Below are 20,000 nucleotides of genomic sequence, written 5' to 3'. Positions count from 1 at the left end.
ACGAGTAAAAGCTCTTATGCGGCGTTTTTTAGTTCTTGGAAGTAGCAATACTGCTCAAGAAAAAACAACTTTATCTTTTAAAGGACTAACTTTCAATCTAAATACATACACAGTTCATACAAATAAAGAAGAAATTAATTTAACCGGAAAAGAACTGGAACTATTAAAATTCTTTACTTCAAACCCAGGACAAGTATTTACAAAAACACAGCTCTTCCAAAATGTGTGGGACGATAATTATATAGAAGATGACAATACCGTTATGGTACATATTCGAAAACTTAGAAAGAAAATAGAAATCGACCCTTCCAATCCAAAATTCATTCAGACTATATGGGGAATTGGTTATAAGTTTGTAGGTGAAAAGCTTGAAGACTGATAAAACCCTCTCCCTTATTACATTACAACTTATCATTTGTGGGATTTTAAACATACAAATGGAACCAAGATTAAAAATGTCTTTATTTATAATCCTTATCTTAATTACAATTTATCTCTTCTTTTCAAGAATACAATTCATTCAACATCGCAAGGCAATGGATACTAAATTAAGTCGTGTACTAAAAGGAAACTTACAAACGAGATTATTCACAAGCAATGACCACTCATTACATAATATCGTTTTTTCAATAAACGAGCTAATAGCTAAATTAGAGCAAGTTCAGATTGAAGCCAAAAGATCCGAGGAATCCAGAAAACAACTTTTGTCTAGTATCTCCCACGATATACGAACACCACTCACCTCCATCATCGGATATATAGATGCTTTAAAAGATGGGGTTGCTGTTTCTGAAATAGAAAAACAAGAATACCTTAAAATACTTTATATGAAATCAAATAACTTAAAGCACCTAGTTGATGAAATATTCAATATGGCGAAGCTAGACGCTAATGAATTTCCACTAAAAGAAGAAGAACTCGACTTTTCTGAAGTTACTAGAGAAGTTTTGATTGAATTTTTACCTGAGCTCTCAAAACATAACATCGAACTGCAAGTTCTCATACCAGAATCTACTTGCCCTATTATCGCAGACCATCTGAGCCTTATGCGGATTATGAGTAATTTAATGAAAAATGCCATTTATTACGGAAAGGATGGAAAAATAGTAGGAGTCGAACTACTAGAAACCGATAGAGAATATGAACTTCATATTTGGGACAAAGGCCCTGGTATTCCAAAGCATGATTTACAAAATGTGTTTGAGCGAATGTACCGAAGCGAACAATCAAGAAACTCCTCGTTTGGTGGTAGTGGTCTCGGGCTCTCTATTTCTAAAGCGCTCGTTGAGAGAAATGGTGGGCATATATGGGTTGAAAGCACTCCATGGAAACGAACTATTTTTGGCTTTTCTATTCCAAAACACAATACTTTTAAGAAATAGTTAAGAAATGATTAATATGCAGTTAAGCCTTCCTTTTTATGATGTAAGTAAGAACTTATAGAAAGCAGGTGTCTCCTATAAATACAATTATAAAAACGACTAACCTTACTAAAGTATATGGCAATCAAAAATCAGTAGATAATTTAAATATTAATGTTCAACAAGGGGAGATTTATGGCTTCATAGGCCGCAACGGTGCTGGTAAAACAACAACCATTCGTATGCTGCTTAGTCTTATAAAGCCTACAAGTGGAACGATTGAAATATTTGGAGAGAACTTATTCCAAAATCAAAAAGATATTTTAAGCAGAATTGGTTCTATAGTTGAAGTTCCAGGATTTTATGAAAACTTAACTGCAAAAGAAAACCTATTAATTAATGCAAAGATAATTGGGGTTCACAAAAAGAATGCTATCGAAGAAGCATTAGAAATAGTAGGCTTGCAGCATGAGACAAAAAAGTTAGTAGGAAAGTATTCTTTAGGAATGAAGCAACGCTTAGGAATTGCACGCGCTCTTCTCCATTATCCCGAGCTACTCATATTAGATGAACCAACTAACGGACTAGACCCTATTGGTATTAAAGAAATGCGAAAACTTATTCATTCTTTAGCTCAAGAAAGAAATATAACCATACTCATTTCTAGTCACATATTAGCCGAGGTAGAACAGTTAGTCGATCGTATCGGAATTATTCATGAAGGAAAGTTACTAGAAGAAGTTTCTCTTGATACGCTACGTAAAGCAAATCGTAAGTACATAGAGTTTCAAGTGAATAATGACAATAAAGCTGTGATGTTATTAGAAAATCATCTTCAAATTTTTGATTATGAAGTACACGATGAAGGGAATATTCGTATTTACTCTCATTTTGGACAACAAGGATACATAAATAGAACATTAGTTCTTAATGGTATTGAAGTATTAAAAATGATGATAAGTGAAGATAGACTAGAAGATTATTTCACCAAGCTAGTTGGAGGTGGAACAATTGGTTAATCTACTCTATACAGAACTCTTAAAATTAAAACGCTCTAATATGTTTTTAATTAGCATTATTGGTGCTGGTGTCGCACCTTTCTTAGTTGTAGTAGCCTCTTATATACATATAAAAACAAAAGAGCCAACTCCGACTATTTGGTTCCATCAATTATTCACTGATGTTAACTTATATACTACTTTAGTTATAGGATTCCCCTTATATGGAGTAGTGGTTGCATATTTGCTTACCCGCGAATATGCAGAAGATACACTAAAAAATTTACTAACTATCCCCGTGTCGCGCATTAGCTTTATTATAAGTAAATTCATCATTCTCTTTCTTTGGATCATGATGCTAACTTTAGTCGCTTGGACACTTACTTTAATATTAGGGCTATTGGGGGATTTCCCTGGTTTTAACATTGCTTTACTTTTAAGTTCTTTCCTAGAATTTTTAATATGTGGTGGACTTCTCTTTCTATTGTCTTCACCTATTGTACTACTAACTCTTGTCATGAAGAGCTATGTACCGCCCATTATATTAACAGTCATTATTACAATGACCAATCTTATGCTCGTAAACTCCAAGTATAAAGATTTATTTCCGTGGACCGCTACTCTAGATATCGCAAATAATGAATTACAACCGACATATCCACCAGAGTATTCTTATATCATCATTGCAGTAACAACAATTTCCGGATTTATTGCAACACTATTCTATTTTAAAAAAGTAGACATTCATTAATTTATAGGAGTGAAACTATGAGCGATATCATTATTGCCTTCATACTCGGTATTGTAGAAGGATTAGCTGAATTTTTACCTATATCTTCTACTGGCCACCTTATATTAGTCGGGCATTTATTAGACTTTGAAGGAGAAAGAGCAAAAACGTTTGAAATTGTTATTCAGCTAGGCGCAATTTTAGCTATTGCAATTTTATATCATAAACGTCTCGTTTCTCTATGTAATATTAAGCCTCTTCTACGGAAAGAGAAAAAATTCAACGCGTTTCATGTATTTCTTGGCGTATTTCCGGCAGTAGTGGCTGGTTTGCTACTACATGATATTATTAAAACATACTTATTTCAGCCATACACTGTTGTGATTGGACTTGTAGCAGGGGCAATTCTTATGATCTTTGCAGAAGTAAAAAAGAAAGAGGCAACCGCCTATTCACTGGACGATTTAACATACCGTCAAGCTTTAACAATTGGATTATTTCAGTGCTTAGCAGTATACCCTGGTTTCTCTAGAGCTGGCTCTACTATCTCTGGAGGTCTATTAGCAAAAGTAAATTATAAAACCGCATCCGAGTTCTCTTTTCTAATAGCTCTTCCTGTAATGGTTGGAGCTACAGGCTTAGACTTACTAAAAAGCTGGGAGTATTTAAGTGTCGATGACATTCCTATGTTTGCGGTAGGATTCATTACCTCTTTTACCGTAGCGATGCTAGCGGTAGTAACTTTTCTAAAGCTTTTAGAGAAGATAGGTTTAAAACCTTTTGCATACTATCGTATTTTGTTGGCTATCTTATTTACGCTTTTCGTATTACTATAGATTCATATAAGTCACATATCATTAAACTGATATTCAATTTTAGAATATCGGTTTTTTATCTATTTCAACTCTAGTACTACTCACTTCAATATGGCATAGTCATAATAAGCTACCATTAATAGTCTGAACGTTCTTTAAGTAACTATATCCTTTATCATAAAATGCAATTGGAAAATTAAAGATTCCATATATATACAGAACATATTTACAAACCATATTCATTCCACATAGTATCTTTTTAATTTGCAACACACTGATACAAATTTCAAATGAGCACAAAGACAGAATAAATAAATAAATAAATTTCCTAGGAATTATAAAGCGACTAAATTTAATTAGAGTGAGGTGACGATAAAATGAATCAATTAGCACAGACATATTGGAATACTTATTGGGGAAACAACAAAAAACCAGAATCTGTTATAGCTTGGCAATTTGGAGATTCCCCTAATTATCTTGCACAACTAGTAATTGACGGTATTAAAACTGCTACATGCTCCGGTCACATTTTTTATGAATTAGAAAATGAACCGCTACCGACCACTAATGATTATAGTATTATACTTAATAGTAATGATGAACCTGTAGCTATTATTAAGATAATAGAAGTAACTGTAACACCAATGAATGAAGTAAGCGAAGAATTCGCTATCGCTGAAGGCGAAGGAGATCGTACTTATAATTACTGGAGAGACACCCATGTTCGTTTTTTTACAAAGGAACTAAATGAGCTTGGTCTTAATTTCTCTGAAGATATGTTACTCGTCTGTGAGCGTTTTGAACTTGTTGATGTGAACAATAAAGTGAAATTATAAAAAACTGAGATTTACCACCCATTCTTATTTTTATAAAACACAAAAAAGACAAGTCATTCTGACTTGTCTTAAAGTTGCTTGGCGACGTCCTACTCTCACAGGGACAAGGTCCCAACTACCATCGGCGCTAGAGAGCTTAACTTCCGTGTTCGGTATGGGAACGGGTGTGACCTCTCTGCCATCATCACCAAACTATTGAAGGCATATTCCTTCAAAACTAGATAACATTTGCTACATATTATATGGTTAAGTCCTCGATCTATTAGTATTCGTCAGCTCCACATGTCACCATGCTTCCACCTCGAACCTATCAACCTGATCATCTTTCAGGGATCTTACTAGCTTACGCTATGGGAAATCTCATCTTGAGGGGGGCTTCATGCTTAGATGCTTTCAGCACTTATCCCTTCCGCACATAGCTACCCAGCTATGCCCTTGGCAGAACAACTGGTACACCAGCGGTGCGTCCATCCCGGTCCTCTCGTACTAAGGACAGCTCCTCTCAAATTTCCTACGCCCACGACGGATAGGGACCGAACTGTCTCACGACGTTCTGAACCCAGCTCGCGTACCGCTTTAATGGGCGAACAGCCCAACCCTTGGGACCGACTACAGCCCCAGGATGCGATGAGCCGACATCGAGGTGCCAAACCTCCCCGTCGATGTGGACTCTTGGGGGAGATAAGCCTGTTATCCCCGGGGTAGCTTTTATCCGTTGAGCGATGGCCCTTCCATGCGGAACCACCGGATCACTAAGCCCGACTTTCGTCCCTGCTCGACTTGTAGGTCTCGCAGTCAAGCTCCCTTATGCCTTTGCACTCTACGAATGATTTCCAACCATTCTGAGGGAACCTTTGGGCGCCTCCGTTACACTTTAGGAGGCGACCGCCCCAGTCAAACTGCCCACCTGACACTGTCTCCCGGGTCGATAAGACCCGTAGGTTAGAATTTCAATACAGTCAGGGCGGTATCCCACCAGCGCCTCCACCGAAGCTAGCGCTCCGGTTTCAATGGCTCCCGCCTATCCTGTACAAACTGTACCAAAATTCAATATCAGGCTACAGTAAAGCTCCACGGGGTCTTTCCGTCCTGTCGCGGGTAACCTGCATCTTCACAGGTACTATAATTTCACCGAGTCTCTGGTTGAGACAGTGCCCAAATCGTTACACCTTTCGTGCGGGTCGGAACTTACCCGACAAGGAATTTCGCTACCTTAGGACCGTTATAGTTACGGCCGCCGTTTACTGGGGCTTCAGTTCAGAGCTTCGCTTACGCTAACCCCTCTCCTTAACCTTCCAGCACCGGGCAGGTGTCACCCCCTATACTTCGCCTTACGGCTTCGCAGAGAGCTGTGTTTTTGCTAAACAGTCGCTTGGGCCTATTCACTGCGGCTTTCCGTTAAGAAAGCACCCCTTCTCCCGAAGTTACGGGGTCATTTTGCCGAGTTCCTTAACCAGAGTTCTCTCGCACACCTTAGGATTCTCTCCTCGCCTACCTGTGTCGGTTTGCGGTACAGGCACCTTTTATCTCGCTAGAAGCTTTTCTTGGCAGCGGGGAATCAAAGACTTCGCTCCATAAGGAGCTTCCCCATCACAGCTCAGCCTTCACGATAAGCGGATTTGCCTACTTATCAGCCTAACTGCTTGGACGTGCACAACCAATCGCACGCTTCTTCTATCCTTCTGCGTCCCTCCATTGCTCAAACGATAAAGAGGTGGTACAGGAATATCAACCTGTTGTCCATCGCCTACGCCTGTCGGCCTCGGCTTAGGTCCTGACTAACCCTGAGCGGACGAGCCTTCCTCAGGAAACCTTAGGCATTCGGTGGACGGGATTCTCACCCGTCTTTCGCTACTCATACCGGCATTCTCACTTCTAAGCGCTCCACCAGTCCTTCCGGTCTGACTTCACTGCACTTAGAACGCTCCCCTACCACTGATACCATTGGTATCAATTCGCAGCTTCGGTGGTGTATTTAGCCCCGGTACATTTTCGGCGCAGAGTCACTCGACTAGTGAGCTATTACGCACTCTTTAAATGGTGGCTGCTTCTAAGCCAACATCCTAGTTGTCTAAGCAACTCCACATCCTTTTCCACTTAATACACACTTTGGGACCTTAGCTGGCGATCTGGGCTGTTTCCCTCTTGACTACGGATCTTATCACTCGCAGTCTGACTCCTAAGGATAAGTCATTGGCATTCGGAGTTTGACTGAATTCGGTAATCCGATGAGGACCCCTAGTTCAATCAGTGCTCTACCTCCAAGACTCTTACACTTAAGGCTAGCCCTAAAGCTATTTCGGGGAGAACCAGCTATCTCCAGGTTCGATTGGAATTTCTCCGCTACCCACACCTCATCCCCGCACTTTTCAACGTGCGTGGGTTCGGGCCTCCATTCAGTGTTACCTGAACTTCACCCTGGACATGGGTAGATCACCTGGTTTCGGGTCTACGACCACGTACTAAACGCCCTATTCAGACTCGCTTTCGCTGCGGCTCCGCCTCTTCAGCTTAACCTTGCACGGGATCGTAACTCGCCGGTTCATTCTACAAAAGGCACGCCATCACCCATTAACGGGCTCTGACTATTTGTAGGCACACGGTTTCAGGATCTCTTTCACTCCCCTTCCGGGGTGCTTTTCACCTTTCCCTCACGGTACTGGTTCACTATCGATCACTAGGGAGTATTTAGCCTTGGGAGATGGTCCTCCCAGATTCCGACGGAATTTCACGTGTTCCGCCGTACTCAGGATACATTCAAGAGAGAACGAAGTTTCGACTACGGGGTTGTTACCCTCTACGACGGACCTTTCCAGGTCGCTTCGTCTACCTCGTTCCTTTGTAACTCCGTATAGAATGTCCTACAACCCCAAGAGGCAAGCCTCTTGGTTTGGGCTATGTTCCGTTTCGCTCGCCGCTACTCAGGAAATCGCATTTGCTTTCTCTTCCTCCAGGTACTTAGATGTTTCAGTTCCCTGGGTCTGTCTTCCATACCCTATGTATTCAGGTAAGGATACCATACCATTACGTATAGTGGGTTTCCCCATTCGGAAATCTTCGGATCAAAGCTTACTTACAGCTCCCCGAAGCATATCGGCGTTAGTCCCGTCCTTCATCGACTCCTAGTGTCAAGGCATCCACCGTGCGCCCTTTCTAACTTAACCAAACTAAAATTAAAAAAATATGAGCTACACTGTTATCTAGTTTTCAAAGAACATACATTTATATATGAGAGATAGTTCTCTCAAAACTGAACAAAACGAAACACGGAAACTTATATTGATGAACAGCGTTCATCAATTCTCCATAGAAAGGAGGTGATCCAGCCGCACCTTCCGATACGGCTACCTTGTTACGACTTCACCCCAATCATCTGTCCCACCTTAGGCGGCTGGCTCCAAAAAGGTTACCCCACCGACTTCGGGTGTTACAAACTCTCGTGGTGTGACGGGCGGTGTGTACAAGGCCCGGGAACGTATTCACCGCGGCATGCTGATCCGCGATTACTAGCGATTCCAGCTTCATGTAGGCGAGTTGCAGCCTACAATCCGAACTGAGAACGGTTTTATGAGATTAGCTCCACCTCGCGGTCTTGCAGCTCTTTGTACCGTCCATTGTAGCACGTGTGTAGCCCAGGTCATAAGGGGCATGATGATTTGACGTCATCCCCACCTTCCTCCGGTTTGTCACCGGCAGTCACCTTAGAGTGCCCAACTTAATGATGGCAACTAAGATCAAGGGTTGCGCTCGTTGCGGGACTTAACCCAACATCTCACGACACGAGCTGACGACAACCATGCACCACCTGTCACTCTGCTCCCGAAGGAGAAGCCCTATCTCTAGGGTTTTCAGAGGATGTCAAGACCTGGTAAGGTTCTTCGCGTTGCTTCGAATTAAACCACATGCTCCACCGCTTGTGCGGGCCCCCGTCAATTCCTTTGAGTTTCAGCCTTGCGGCCGTACTCCCCAGGCGGAGTGCTTAATGCGTTAACTTCAGCACTAAAGGGCGGAAACCCTCTAACACTTAGCACTCATCGTTTACGGCGTGGACTACCAGGGTATCTAATCCTGTTTGCTCCCCACGCTTTCGCGCCTCAGTGTCAGTTACAGACCAGAAAGTCGCCTTCGCCACTGGTGTTCCTCCATATCTCTACGCATTTCACCGCTACACATGGAATTCCACTTTCCTCTTCTGCACTCAAGTCTCCCAGTTTCCAATGACCCTCCACGGTTGAGCCGTGGGCTTTCACATCAGACTTAAGAAACCACCTGCGCGCGCTTTACGCCCAATAATTCCGGATAACGCTTGCCACCTACGTATTACCGCGGCTGCTGGCACGTAGTTAGCCGTGGCTTTCTGGTTAGGTACCGTCAAGGTGCCAGCTTATTCAACTAGCACTTGTTCTTCCCTAACAACAGAGTTTTACGACCCGAAAGCCTTCATCACTCACGCGGCGTTGCTCCGTCAGACTTTCGTCCATTGCGGAAGATTCCCTACTGCTGCCTCCCGTAGGAGTCTGGGCCGTGTCTCAGTCCCAGTGTGGCCGATCACCCTCTCAGGTCGGCTACGCATCGTTGCCTTGGTGAGCCGTTACCTCACCAACTAGCTAATGCGACGCGGGTCCATCCATAAGTGACAGCCGAAGCCGCCTTTCAATTTCGAACCATGCAGTTCAAAATGTTATCCGGTATTAGCCCCGGTTTCCCGGAGTTATCCCAGTCTTATGGGCAGGTTACCCACGTGTTACTCACCCGTCCGCCGCTAACTTCTTGAGAGCAAGCTCTCAATCCATTCGCTCGACTTGCATGTATTAGGCACGCCGCCAGCGTTCATCCTGAGCCAGGATCAAACTCTCCAATAAAGTTAGTTTGTCTAGCATCTAAAAATAAAAATTGACGTTTCACGTTGTTTGTTTCGTTCAGTTTTCAAAGAACTACTTAGTCGCTCATTTGCGACTTCCTTATGTTAACATCTTCATCTTTCAATGTCAACTAAGTTTTTTATTTCGTTTGTCGCTTGCGACGTTAATGTCATCGGCGACTTGTTCTATATTACACTTCATTTGTATAATCGTCAACACCTTTTTATAAAGATATTCAAGTTAATATTTTTATGCTCTTTTAACTAGATACGCCTCTCCAAGGATTCATTACCGAAAAGCTACCTTCTGCTTCTATTTAACCTATTCTTCCAAAATGTATTCAAGTTAATTTAAACCCTAGACTTAATTTGTACAGAAGTTTTTACCTAGCGAAACTAACAATCTTATTTTAATAAATATTAATACCTCTTTGTTTATCACACCCTCTATTAGAAACGATTGAAGATATACGTATTCTTATAACAGACAACGATACAAAAATCCATAATACACTCATATACTACTCTAGTTATAGAGTCCCAAGTTCTACTTATATGAAGTAATGGTTGCTTATCTGTTTACTCGTAAATATATAGAAGCACACTAATATATTTATTAACTATCCCTTTTTCACTGAAATATCAGCCTTATATCTCCTTCATCTTTAGTATCATCTATTTCCATACAGCTATATTCTCTTAATAAACATTTAAGATATGCTCAAGATTTGAATTGATTAATAGCATTTCCTTTTTAAACACATATACTGGATTAAAAATACGTACCTCAATTGATCAAGTGCACCGAACAAACATATACAGAACACCCGTTCCTTTCATTACTTCACTTTTTATATAACATTAATAGATCTTTATCCTATACCTATATTTACGTTTTACCGCTAAAAGAGCGAATCATTTCACTAACAAAGCATTTAGTTTTATTTCTAGTATATATCCACCTTTTGAAATACATATAGAATCATAAATTCCTTTTTTCTATCTAAACCCCTAAGAATACACAACCATACAAAAACAATTCTACAACAAGGTATACGACGGCTGCACAATTAAAAATCATAATCCCCTCAATACCTACAGAGGTGCTGTCCGCCTTTAACGCAAATATATACTAAAAAAATTTCAATATGAAATGGGCCGGAATTTCTATTCTAAGAAAAATCCGGCTCTTATTTTTAAGCAACAACCAACATCATTTTTACATTTAGTATTAAATGTCTATTCAATATTCTCTACTCTGGTAAAGGTGAATGTATCATATCTGTCACTGCATAATATAGATTTTCTGGATGTTCGGCTATCCGATGACATAAATATAAATACCGTTATTTTCCACGAGTCAAATATACTCTAGCGTTATGTCCTTTGTTTTTCAAATCTCTTAACATATCCGGACGAATTCCATATAACATTTCTATTTCTACATTAGGGTGACTAAAATATTGACGTTGCTCCATCTCTTTAATAAGAATTTCATCATGTGTAGCTATAGATACAGGGTGATGGTTTTCAGCTAGTTTTTCTACAATTTGAAGATACTGTTGATTTAAATCAGTTGATCTAGGCATAGCAATATCCGGAACTTCTTGATAGGCACCTTTTACAACTCTTATTTTTCCTGGATAATGAAGGAGTTCTTGAATATCATTGTTTGAGCGGTATAAATGTGCCTGTATTGTTATCCCTACATTATGATATTGCTCAGTTACCTTTTTATAAATGGAAAGAATGTCCGCTGCTTTAGATGATTCTTCCATACTTATCATAAGGGTAGTTCCATGTACTTTCGCCTTCTCTGCCAACTCCATTAAATGAATATAAGATATTTCTGGATCTATAGACAATCCAATATGAGATAAATCAAGTGATACTGTTTGTTTCATAGATAGAGTACCTATGTCCCCAATAAGATTCAAAAACTCATTTTTTTGCTTTATAACATCCCTCTATATCAAGAGTATTTTCCCCTATGTATTCTAGTGAAGTATGATAACCTTTTGTAATTAGTTCTTTTGCCGTCCCAATCCCCTCATGTCTCGTTTCTCCGGTGACAAAGCGTTTCGCAGCTTGTAACAATAACGTATAGAGTTCATTGGATTGTTGAACATATGCTTTTATATGTTCATTCCGTTTTACATACACCTTCTTTAAATCAGCTTATCCTTTCTAAATTTATTGCTGAAGATTATTTGGAACGGCATATTATGAAGATGAAAAAAATCTATAAAAATCGAAGAGACTTCCTTATCCAGCAATTAAAATCAACATTCTCAAATACAATCAATATTTTCGGTTATTTTACAGTATTACATCTGATTGTTGAATTCAATCAAGTTCAATTCACAAAAGAATTACTTGAGAAAATCCAACAACTCGGAGTGAAAGTATATCCTGTGGAAGATCACGCCATTGAAAAAGGAAAACATTACAATCGAATTATTATAGGGTATGGACATTTAACAACTGCAGAAATAAAAGAGGGTGTGAGTAGGCTCCAGAGGGTAATACTTCGTATATATATTCTTGTTAGCAAATAGACTTTAAAGCTTAGTCATATTTTTCTGAAGGTATGCTACTTAAATGTGAAATTCTAATAAAATAAAGTTGTTTCTTGCTAGATAAACTTACTCATAGAGCCCACATTAATTACAAGTTTATTTTACAAAACACAAAAAAGACGAGTCATTCTGACTCGTCTTAAGCTTGCTTGGCGACGTCCTACTCTCACAGGGACAAGGTCCCAACTACCATCGGCGCTAGAGAGCTTAACTTCCGTGTTCGGTATGGGAACGGGTGTGACCTCTCTGCCATCATCACCAAACTATTGAAGGCATATTCCTTCAAAACTAGATAACATTTGCTACATATTATATGGTTAAGTCCTCGATCTATTAGTATTCGTCAGCTCCACATGTCACCATGCTTCCACCTCGAACCTATCAACCTGATCATCTTTCAGGGATCTTACTAGCTTACGCTATGGGAAATCTCATCTTGAGGGGGGCTTCATGCTTAGATGCTTTCAGCACTTATCCCTTCCGCACATAGCTACCCAGCTATGCCCTTGGCAGAACAACTGGTACACCAGCGGTGCGTCCATCCCGGTCCTCTCGTACTAAGGACAGCTCCTCTCAAATTTCCTACGCCCACGACGGATAGGGACCGAACTGTCTCACGACGTTCTGAACCCAGCTCGCGTACCGCTTTAATGGGCGAACAGCCCAACCCTTGGGACCGACTACAGCCCCAGGATGCGATGAGCCGACATCGAGGTGCCAAACCTCCCCGTCGATGTGGACTCTTGGGGGAGATAAGCCTGTTATCCCCGGGGTAGCTTTTATCCGTTGAGCGATGGCCCTTCCATGCGGAACCACCGGATCACTAAGCCCGACTTTCGTCCCTGCTCGACTTGTAGGTCTCGCAGTCAAGCTCCCTTATGCCTTTGCACTCTACGAATGATTTCCAACCATTCTGAGGGAACCTTTGGGCGCCTCCGTTACACTTTAGGAGGCGACCGCCCCAGTCAAACTGCCCACCTGACACTGTCTCCCGGGTCGATAAGACCCGTAGGTTAGAATTTCAATACAGTCAGGGCGGTATCCCACCAGCGCCTCCACCGAAGCTAGCGCTCCGGTTTCAATGGCTCCCGCCTATCCTGTACAAACTGTACCAAAATTCAATATCAGGCTACAGTAAAGCTCCACGGGGTCTTTCCGTCCTGTCGCGGGTAACCTGCATCTTCACAGGTACTATAATTTCACCGAGTCTCTGGTTGAGACAGTGCCCAAATCGTTACACCTTTCGTGCGGGTCGGAACTTACCCGACAAGGAATTTCGCTACCTTAGGACCGTTATAGTTACGGCCGCCGTTTACTGGGGCTTCAGTTCAGAGCTTCGCTTACGCTAACCCCTCTCCTTAACCTTCCAGCACCGGGCAGGTGTCACCCCCTATACTTCGCCTTACGGCTTCGCAGAGAGCTGTGTTTTTGCTAAACAGTCGCTTGGGCCTATTCACTGCGGCTTTCCGTTAAGAAAGCACCCCTTCTCCCGAAGTTACGGGGTCATTTTGCCGAGTTCCTTAACCAGAGTTCTCTCGCACACCTTAGGATTCTCTCCTCGCCTACCTGTGTCGGTTTGCGGTACAGGCACCTTTTATCTCGCTAGAAGCTTTTCTTGGCAGCGGGGAATCAAAGACTTCGCTCCATAAGGAGCTTCCCCATCACAGCTCAGCCTTCACGATAAGCGGATTTGCCTACTTATCAGCCTAACTGCTTGGACGTGCACAACCAATCGCACGCTTCTTCTATCCTTCTGCGTCCCTCCATTGCTCAAACGATAAAGAGGTGGTACAGGAATATCAACCTGTTGTCCATCGCCTACGCCTGTCGGCCTCGGCTTAGGTCCTGACTAACCCTGAGCGGACGAGCCTTCCTCAGGAAACCTTAGGCATTCGGTGGACGGGATTCTCACCCGTCTTTCGCTACTCATACCGGCATTCTCACTTCTAAGCGCTCCACCAGTCCTTCCGGTCTGACTTCACTGCACTTAGAACGCTCCCCTACCACTGATACCATTGGTATCAATTCGCAGCTTCGGTGGTGTATTTAGCCCCGGTACATTTTCGGCGCAGAGTCACTCGACTAGTGAGCTATTACGCACTCTTTAAATGGTGGCTGCTTCTAAGCCAACATCCTAGTTGTCTAAGCAACTCCACATCCTTTTCCACTTAATACACACTTTGGGACCTTAGCTGGCGATCTGGGCTGTTTCCCTCTTGACTACGGATCTTATCACTCGCAGTCTGACTCCTAAGGATAAGTCATTGGCATTCGGAGTTTGACTGAATTCGGTAATCCGATGAGGACCCCTAGTTCAATCAGTGCTCTACCTCCAAGACTCTTACACTTAAGGCTAGCCCTAAAGCTATTTCGGGGAGAACCAGCTATCTCCAGGTTCGATTGGAATTTCTCCGCTACCCACACCTCATCCCCGCACTTTTCAACGTGCGTGGGTTCGGGCCTCCATTCAGTGTTACCTGAACTTCACCCTGGACATGGGTAGATCACCTGGTTTCGGGTCTACGACCACGTACTAAACGCCCTATTCAGACTCGCTTTCGCTGCGGCTCCGCCTCTTCAGCTTAACCTTGCACGGGATCGTAACTCGCCGGTTCATTCTACAAAAGGCACGCCATCACCCATTAACGGGCTCTGACTATTTGTAGGCACACGGTTTCAGGATCTCTTTCACTCCCCTTCCGGGGTGCTTTTCACCTTTCCCTCACGGTACTGGTTCACTATCGATCACTAGGGAGTATTTAGCCTTGGGAGATGGTCCTCCCAGATTCCGACGGAATTTCACGTGTTCCGCCGTACTCAGGATACATTCAAGAGAGAACGAAGTTTCGACTACGGGGTTGTTACCCTCTACGACGGACCTTTCCAGGTCGCTTCGTCTACCTCGTTCCTTTGTAACTCCGTATAGAATGTCCTACAACCCCAAGAGGCAAGCCTCTTGGTTTGGGCTATGTTCCGTTTCGCTCGCCGCTACTCAGGAAATCGCATTTGCTTTCTCTTCCTCCAGGTACTTAGATGTTTCAGTTCCCTGGGTCTGTCTTCCATACCCTATGTATTCAGGTAAGGATACCATACCATTACGTATAGTGGGTTTCCCCATTCGGAAATCTTCGGATCAAAGCTTACTTACAGCTCCCCGAAGCATATCGGCGTTAGTCCCGTCCTTCATCGACTCCTAGTGTCAAGGCATCCACCGTGCGCCCTTTCTAACTTAACCAAACTAAAATTAAAAAAATATGAGCTACACTGTTATCTAGTTTTCAAAGAACATACATTTATATATGAGAGATAGTTCTCTCAAAACTGAACAAAACGAAACACGGAAACTTATATTGATGAACAGCGTTCATCAATTCTCCATAGAAAGGAGGTGATCCAGCCGCACCTTCCGATACGGCTACCTTGTTACGACTTCACCCCAATCATCTGTCCCACCTTAGGCGGCTGGCTCCAAAAAGGTTACCCCACCGACTTCGGGTGTTACAAACTCTCGTGGTGTGACGGGCGGTGTGTACAAGGCCCGGGAACGTATTCACCGCGGCATGCTGATCCGCGATTACTAGCGATTCCAGCTTCATGTAGGCGAGTTGCAGCCTACAATCCGAACTGAGAACGGTTTTATGAGATTAGCTCCACCTCGCGGTCTTGCAGCTCTTTGTACCGTCCATTGTAGCACGTGTGTAGCCCAGGTCATAAGGGGCATGATGATTTGACGTCATCCCCACCTTCCTCCGGTTTGTCACCGGCAGTCACCTTAGAGTGCCCAACTTAATGATGGCAACTAAGATCAAGGGTTGCGCTCGTTGCGGGACTTAACCCAACATCTCACGACACGAGCTGACGACAACCATGCACCACCTGTCACTCTGCTCCCGAAGGAGAAGCCCTATCTCTAGGGTTTTCAGAGGATGTCAAGACCTGGTAAGGTTCTTCGCGTTGCTTCGAATTAAACCACATGCTCCACCGCTTGTGCGGGCCCCCGTCAATTCCTTTGAGTTTCAGCCTTGCGGCCGTACTCCCCAGGCGGAGTGCTTAATGCGTTAACTTCAGCACTAAAGGGCGGAAACCCTCTAACACTTAGCACTCATCGTTTACGGCGTGGACTACCAGGGTATCTAATCCTGTTTGCTCCCCACGCTTTCGCGCCTCAGTGTCAGTTACAGACCAGAAAGTCGCCTTCGCCACTGGTGTTCCTCCATATCTCTACGCATTTCACCGCTACACATGGAATTCCACTTTCCTCTTCTGCACTCAAGTCTCCCAGTTTCCAATGACCCTCCACGGTTGAGCCGTGGGCTTTCACATCAGACTTAAGAAACCACCTGCGCGCGCTTTACGCCCAATAATTCCGGATAACGCTTGCCACCTACGTATTACCGCGGCTGCTGGCACGTAGTTAGCCGTGGCTTTCTGGTTAGGTACCGTCAAGGTGCCAGCTTATTCAACTAGCACTTGTTCTTCCCTAACAACAGAGTTTTACGACCCGAAAGCCTTCATCACTCACGCGGCGTTGCTCCGTCAGACTTTCGTCCATTGCGGAAGATTCCCTACTGCTGCCTCCCGTAGGAGTCTGGGCCGTGTCTCAGTCCCAGTGTGGCCGATCACCCTCTCAGGTCGGCTACGCATCGTTGCCTTGGTGAGCCGTTACCTCACCAACTAGCTAATGCGACGCGGGTCCATCCATAAGTGACAGCCGAAGCCGCCTTTCAATTTCGAACCATGCAGTTCAAAATGTTATCCGGTATTAGCCCCGGTTTCCCGGAGTTATCCCAGTCTTATGGGCAGGTTACCCACGTGTTACTCACCCGTCCGCCGCTAACTTCTTGAGAGCAAGCTCTCAATCCATTCGCTCGACTTGCATGTATTAGGCACGCCGCCAGCGTTCATCCTGAGCCAGGATCAAACTCTCCAATAAAGTTAGTTTGTCTAGCATCTAAAAATAAAAATTGACGTTTCACGTTGTTTGTTTCGTTCAGTTTTCAAAGAACTACTTAGTCGCTCATTTGCGACTTCCTTATGTTAACATCTTCGTTAGTTAATGTCAACTAAGTTTTTTATTTCGTTTGTCGCTTGCGACGTTAATGTCATCGGCGACTTGTTCTATATTACACTTCATTTATATAATCGTCAATACATTATTTTAAAAAACTTTATATTTTATAGAATTCATTTACGTAATCAAATTATCTATTTACGTATTTCTTCTATAGTTATATACAAGCACCCCACAGAACTATCTATAGGGTGCTATTCCATCATAAAAGCTATTGTTCTTTTGACGGCACTGAACAACTTCCATCAGTACAAGAAAGGTCGCTTCCACCATCTACTGAAAGTTCCTGTAACTTCGGTGCAGGATTCTCTTCTTCCCAAACTTGCTGGAGTGCACCAACAAAAGTTTCAAGTGGTTGTGCACCTGAAATAGCATACTTTTGATTAATAATAAAATAAGGCACTCCCGAAATTTGATATTGCTGAGCAATCGCTTCTTCAATTCTAACATCATTTGCGTACGCATTTTTATCATTAATAACATTTAAAGCTTCTTGCTTATCTAAACCTGAAGCTTCAGCAATAGTAGCAAGTGTATCCACATCACTTAAATTTTTCGATTCAGTGAAATATGCAAAAAGTAGATTTTCCGTAATCTCCTTTTCTTTTCCATGATTCTTTGCAAACTTCGCAAGACGATGCGCATCAAACGTATTCGTCGGCTTCATCTCATCAAAATTAAAACTTAAACCCATACTAGCTGCATGATTTCCTAGCTGTACGTTATTACGCTTAGCTTCTTCAATACTAATCCCATACTTTGATGCAAGCACTTCATTAATACTTGTTCCAGAGTAAACGGGAGTATTCGGATCCAACTCAAAACTTTTAAACTCAACTTCAACATCCTTCTTATGTGGAAATTGCTCTAAAGCCATCTCTAATCTACGTTTCCCAATATAGCAAAATGGGCATACAAAATCCGACCAAACCTCAATTTTCATATAAACACCTCATTAACATTTAGTTTTCAATCATTGTAGCACTGAGATTAAGGAATTCAAAAGTTTTTGCTCTATCTCCTTCATATAGTACATACAAAAATATACTTATAGCAGACTACCTAATTAACAAAAAAACGATAATCAAAAGGATTAACTATTATCCCTCCGATTATCGTCTATATAAATGCAACAACTTTAATTATGCCGGAATATACTTCCCTACGAACTTCCATACGGTATTCCAATATTTATTCGAATCTACTTTCTCCGCTTCTCCATGCCCAGCACCTGGAACAATTAATTTCTCTTTTTCTACTTTTGCAGCATTATATACTTCATCTAACATTTCAAAAGGAACGAATGTATCAGCATCCCCATGAATGAATAGCATAGGTGTTTTACTTTTCGCTACTTGTTTTACAGCTGAAGCTTCTTCTAAATCATATCCAGCTCTTAATTTTGTAACTGTATTTGCCGCATTCATAACAGGAAACTTCGGCAAGTGGAATAAATCTTTTAGCTGATAAGTAAATTCATCAATAACGGTTGAGTATCCACAATCTTCAATAATAACTTTAACATTAGAAGGTAAATCTTCTCCTGAAGTCATCATTACAGTTGCCCCGCCCATTGAAACACCAAATAGAGCTATTTCAGCATTAGGATCTTTCTTTAAGATTTGTTGAATCCAAATCAAAACATCTTTACGATCATGCCAGCCCATACCAACATAATCCCCTTCACTATTTCCGTGCCCACGAAGGTCTGGTGCTATGACATTATAGCCTTGTTCATAAAAGTTACGAATATATTTCGTCATTTCTGATGCTCTACCATCGTATCCATGAACCACAATTGCCCATTTATGACTAGATTGTTCATTCATATATTCATAGCCTTTTAAATTCATTTTATCGAAAGAACGTATAGTTAATGTGTTAGGTTTATACTTCGATACGAAGTTCGCATTCTTTTCTTCATTTGTAGCCAATACATCTCCCGATGCATTTACCGTTTCTACTAAATGAGGATTATCTTGTAAAAACTCTTTTTCTTGTTTCGCATTCAACGCGTAGTTATAAAAATAATTCCCAACTAACATATACACGATTACTAGAAGGACTAAGACTACTATAGTAATTATACCTATCCTTTTCATATTATCTCCTTTTCTAACTTAAATCTTCTTATATTAAAGTACATCAAAAAAACAACTGTACTATTTTAACACACTGGTGAATTTTATCTTTAAGAAATAAAATAGAAAATCTTAAATTACATATCAAAAATCACGAAAGAAATCGAATAAAACTTATATAGATATGTAATTAGCTTTGAAAAAAAGTTACAAAACACAAAAAAGACGAGTCATTCTGACTCGTCTTAAGCTTGCTTGGCGACGTCCTACTCTCACAGGGACAAGGTCCCAACTACCATCGGCGCTAGAGAGCTTAACTTCCGTGTTCGGTATGGGAACGGGTGTGACCTCTCTGCCATCATCACCAAACTATTGAAGGCATATTCCTTCAAAACTAGATAACATTTGCTACATATTATATGGTTAAGTCCTCGATCTATTAGTATTCGTCAGCTCCACATGTCACCATGCTTCCACCTCGAACCTATCAACCTGATCATCTTTCAGGGATCTTACTAGCTTACGCTATGGGAAATCTCATCTTGAGGGGGGCTTCATGCTTAGATGCTTTCAGCACTTATCCCTTCCGCACATAGCTACCCAGCTATGCCCTTGGCAGAACAACTGGTACACCAGCGGTGCGTCCATCCCGGTCCTCTCGTACTAAG

The 20,000-nt window shown here is 42.0% G+C and carries 8 protein-coding genes, 8 rRNA genes and 2 pseudogenes (2 of these 18 cut by a window edge); 7 read left to right on the top strand and 11 right to left on the bottom strand.

Going from position 1 to position 20,000, the window contains the following annotated elements; genetic code table 11:
• The 6 genes from AC0ONG_RS00165 to AC0ONG_RS00140 all read left to right on the top strand — a co-directional run.
• Nucleotides 1–379: the 3' portion of a response regulator transcription factor gene (locus AC0ONG_RS00165; RefSeq protein ID WP_000652004.1), read on the top strand. It extends 335 nt beyond the left edge of the window; 379 of the gene's 714 nt are visible here — the last part of the coding sequence; its start codon lies off the left edge, out of view; it ends in the stop codon at nucleotides 377–379.
• Nucleotides 369–1,382 (top strand): sensor histidine kinase, encoded by a 1,014-nt coding sequence (locus AC0ONG_RS00160; protein WP_000845349.1) that lies wholly within the window; start codon nucleotides 369–371, stop codon nucleotides 1,380–1,382. The genes AC0ONG_RS00165 and AC0ONG_RS00160 overlap by 11 nt, the downstream gene beginning before the upstream one ends.
• A gap of 68 nt (nucleotides 1,383–1,450) precedes the next feature.
• Complete coding sequence (locus AC0ONG_RS00155; protein ID WP_000074583.1) at nucleotides 1,451–2,380, top strand: ABC transporter ATP-binding protein; 930 nt, start codon at nucleotides 1,451–1,453, stop codon at nucleotides 2,378–2,380.
• Nucleotides 2,373–3,110, top strand: coding sequence for an ABC transporter permease (locus AC0ONG_RS00150; protein WP_474203497.1), 738 nt, complete (start codon nucleotides 2,373–2,375; stop codon nucleotides 3,108–3,110). Before AC0ONG_RS00155 ends, AC0ONG_RS00150 begins: the two co-directional genes overlap by 8 nt.
• A 17-nt stretch (nucleotides 3,111–3,127) precedes the next feature.
• Nucleotides 3,128–3,925, top strand: a complete 798-nt coding sequence (gene uppP / locus AC0ONG_RS00145; RefSeq protein WP_001279949.1) for an undecaprenyl-diphosphate phosphatase UppP — start codon at nucleotides 3,128–3,130, stop codon at nucleotides 3,923–3,925.
• 356 nt (nucleotides 3,926–4,281) lie between these two features.
• Nucleotides 4,282–4,740: an ASCH domain-containing protein gene (locus AC0ONG_RS00140; RefSeq protein ID WP_001072428.1), complete on the top strand. Its 459-nt coding sequence runs from the start codon at nucleotides 4,282–4,284 to the stop codon at nucleotides 4,738–4,740.
• A 76-nt stretch (nucleotides 4,741–4,816) separates the two neighbouring features.
• Here the strand turns inward: AC0ONG_RS00140 and rrf (AC0ONG_RS00135) are convergent.
• The 4 genes and pseudogenes from rrf (AC0ONG_RS00135) to AC0ONG_RS00120 form a co-directional block, all read right to left on the bottom strand.
• Nucleotides 4,817–4,932, bottom strand: a 5S ribosomal RNA gene (rrf, locus tag AC0ONG_RS00135).
• A 50-nt stretch (nucleotides 4,933–4,982) separates the two neighbouring features.
• Nucleotides 4,983–7,904, bottom strand: a 23S ribosomal RNA gene (locus AC0ONG_RS00130).
• A 146-nt stretch (nucleotides 7,905–8,050) separates the two neighbouring features.
• A 16S ribosomal RNA gene (locus AC0ONG_RS00125) occupies nucleotides 8,051–9,602 on the bottom strand.
• The 16S, 23S and 5S rRNA genes sit together here, the layout of an rRNA operon.
• A gap of 1,252 nt (nucleotides 9,603–10,854) precedes the next feature.
• Nucleotides 10,855–11,764, bottom strand: a pseudogene (locus tag AC0ONG_RS00120) (proline dehydrogenase family protein).
• On the opposite strand from AC0ONG_RS00120, the pseudogene AC0ONG_RS00115 reads away from it, so the two are divergent.
• A pseudogene (locus tag AC0ONG_RS00115) lies at nucleotides 11,683–12,159 on the top strand (MocR-like pyridoxine biosynthesis transcription factor PdxR); the annotation flags it as partial. The pseudogenes AC0ONG_RS00120 and AC0ONG_RS00115 sit on opposite strands and share 82 nt — an antisense overlap.
• A 168-nt stretch (nucleotides 12,160–12,327) precedes the next feature.
• On the opposite strand, the gene rrf (AC0ONG_RS00110) reads toward AC0ONG_RS00115, so the two are convergent.
• The 7 genes from rrf (AC0ONG_RS00110) to AC0ONG_RS00080 form a co-directional block, all read right to left on the bottom strand.
• Nucleotides 12,328–12,443: ribosomal RNA gene (gene rrf / locus AC0ONG_RS00110) — 5S ribosomal RNA — on the bottom strand.
• Between the two features lie 50 nt (nucleotides 12,444–12,493).
• Nucleotides 12,494–15,415 (bottom strand): 23S ribosomal RNA (locus tag AC0ONG_RS00105).
• 146 nt (nucleotides 15,416–15,561) lie between these two features.
• Nucleotides 15,562–17,113, bottom strand: a 16S ribosomal RNA gene (locus AC0ONG_RS00100).
• A gap of 349 nt (nucleotides 17,114–17,462) precedes the next feature.
• A complete protein-coding gene (locus tag AC0ONG_RS00095; RefSeq protein WP_000687924.1) occupies nucleotides 17,463–18,194 on the bottom strand; it encodes a DsbA family oxidoreductase in 732 nt (243 codons plus the stop codon).
• 199 nt (nucleotides 18,195–18,393) lie between these two features.
• Nucleotides 18,394–19,353 carry an alpha/beta hydrolase gene (locus AC0ONG_RS00090; protein WP_136997549.1) on the bottom strand — a complete coding sequence of 320 codons (960 nt, stop codon included), beginning with the start codon at nucleotides 19,351–19,353 and terminating at the stop codon, nucleotides 18,394–18,396.
• Between the two features lie 232 nt (nucleotides 19,354–19,585).
• Nucleotides 19,586–19,701: ribosomal RNA gene (gene rrf, locus AC0ONG_RS00085) — 5S ribosomal RNA — on the bottom strand.
• 50 nt (nucleotides 19,702–19,751) lie between these two features.
• Nucleotides 19,752–20,000, bottom strand: a 23S ribosomal RNA gene (locus AC0ONG_RS00080) (it continues 2,673 nt past the right edge of the window).

This window comes from Bacillus sp. TCT6 (assembly GCF_056033845.1).
This window is presented reverse-complemented; position numbering and strand designations above follow the sequence as displayed.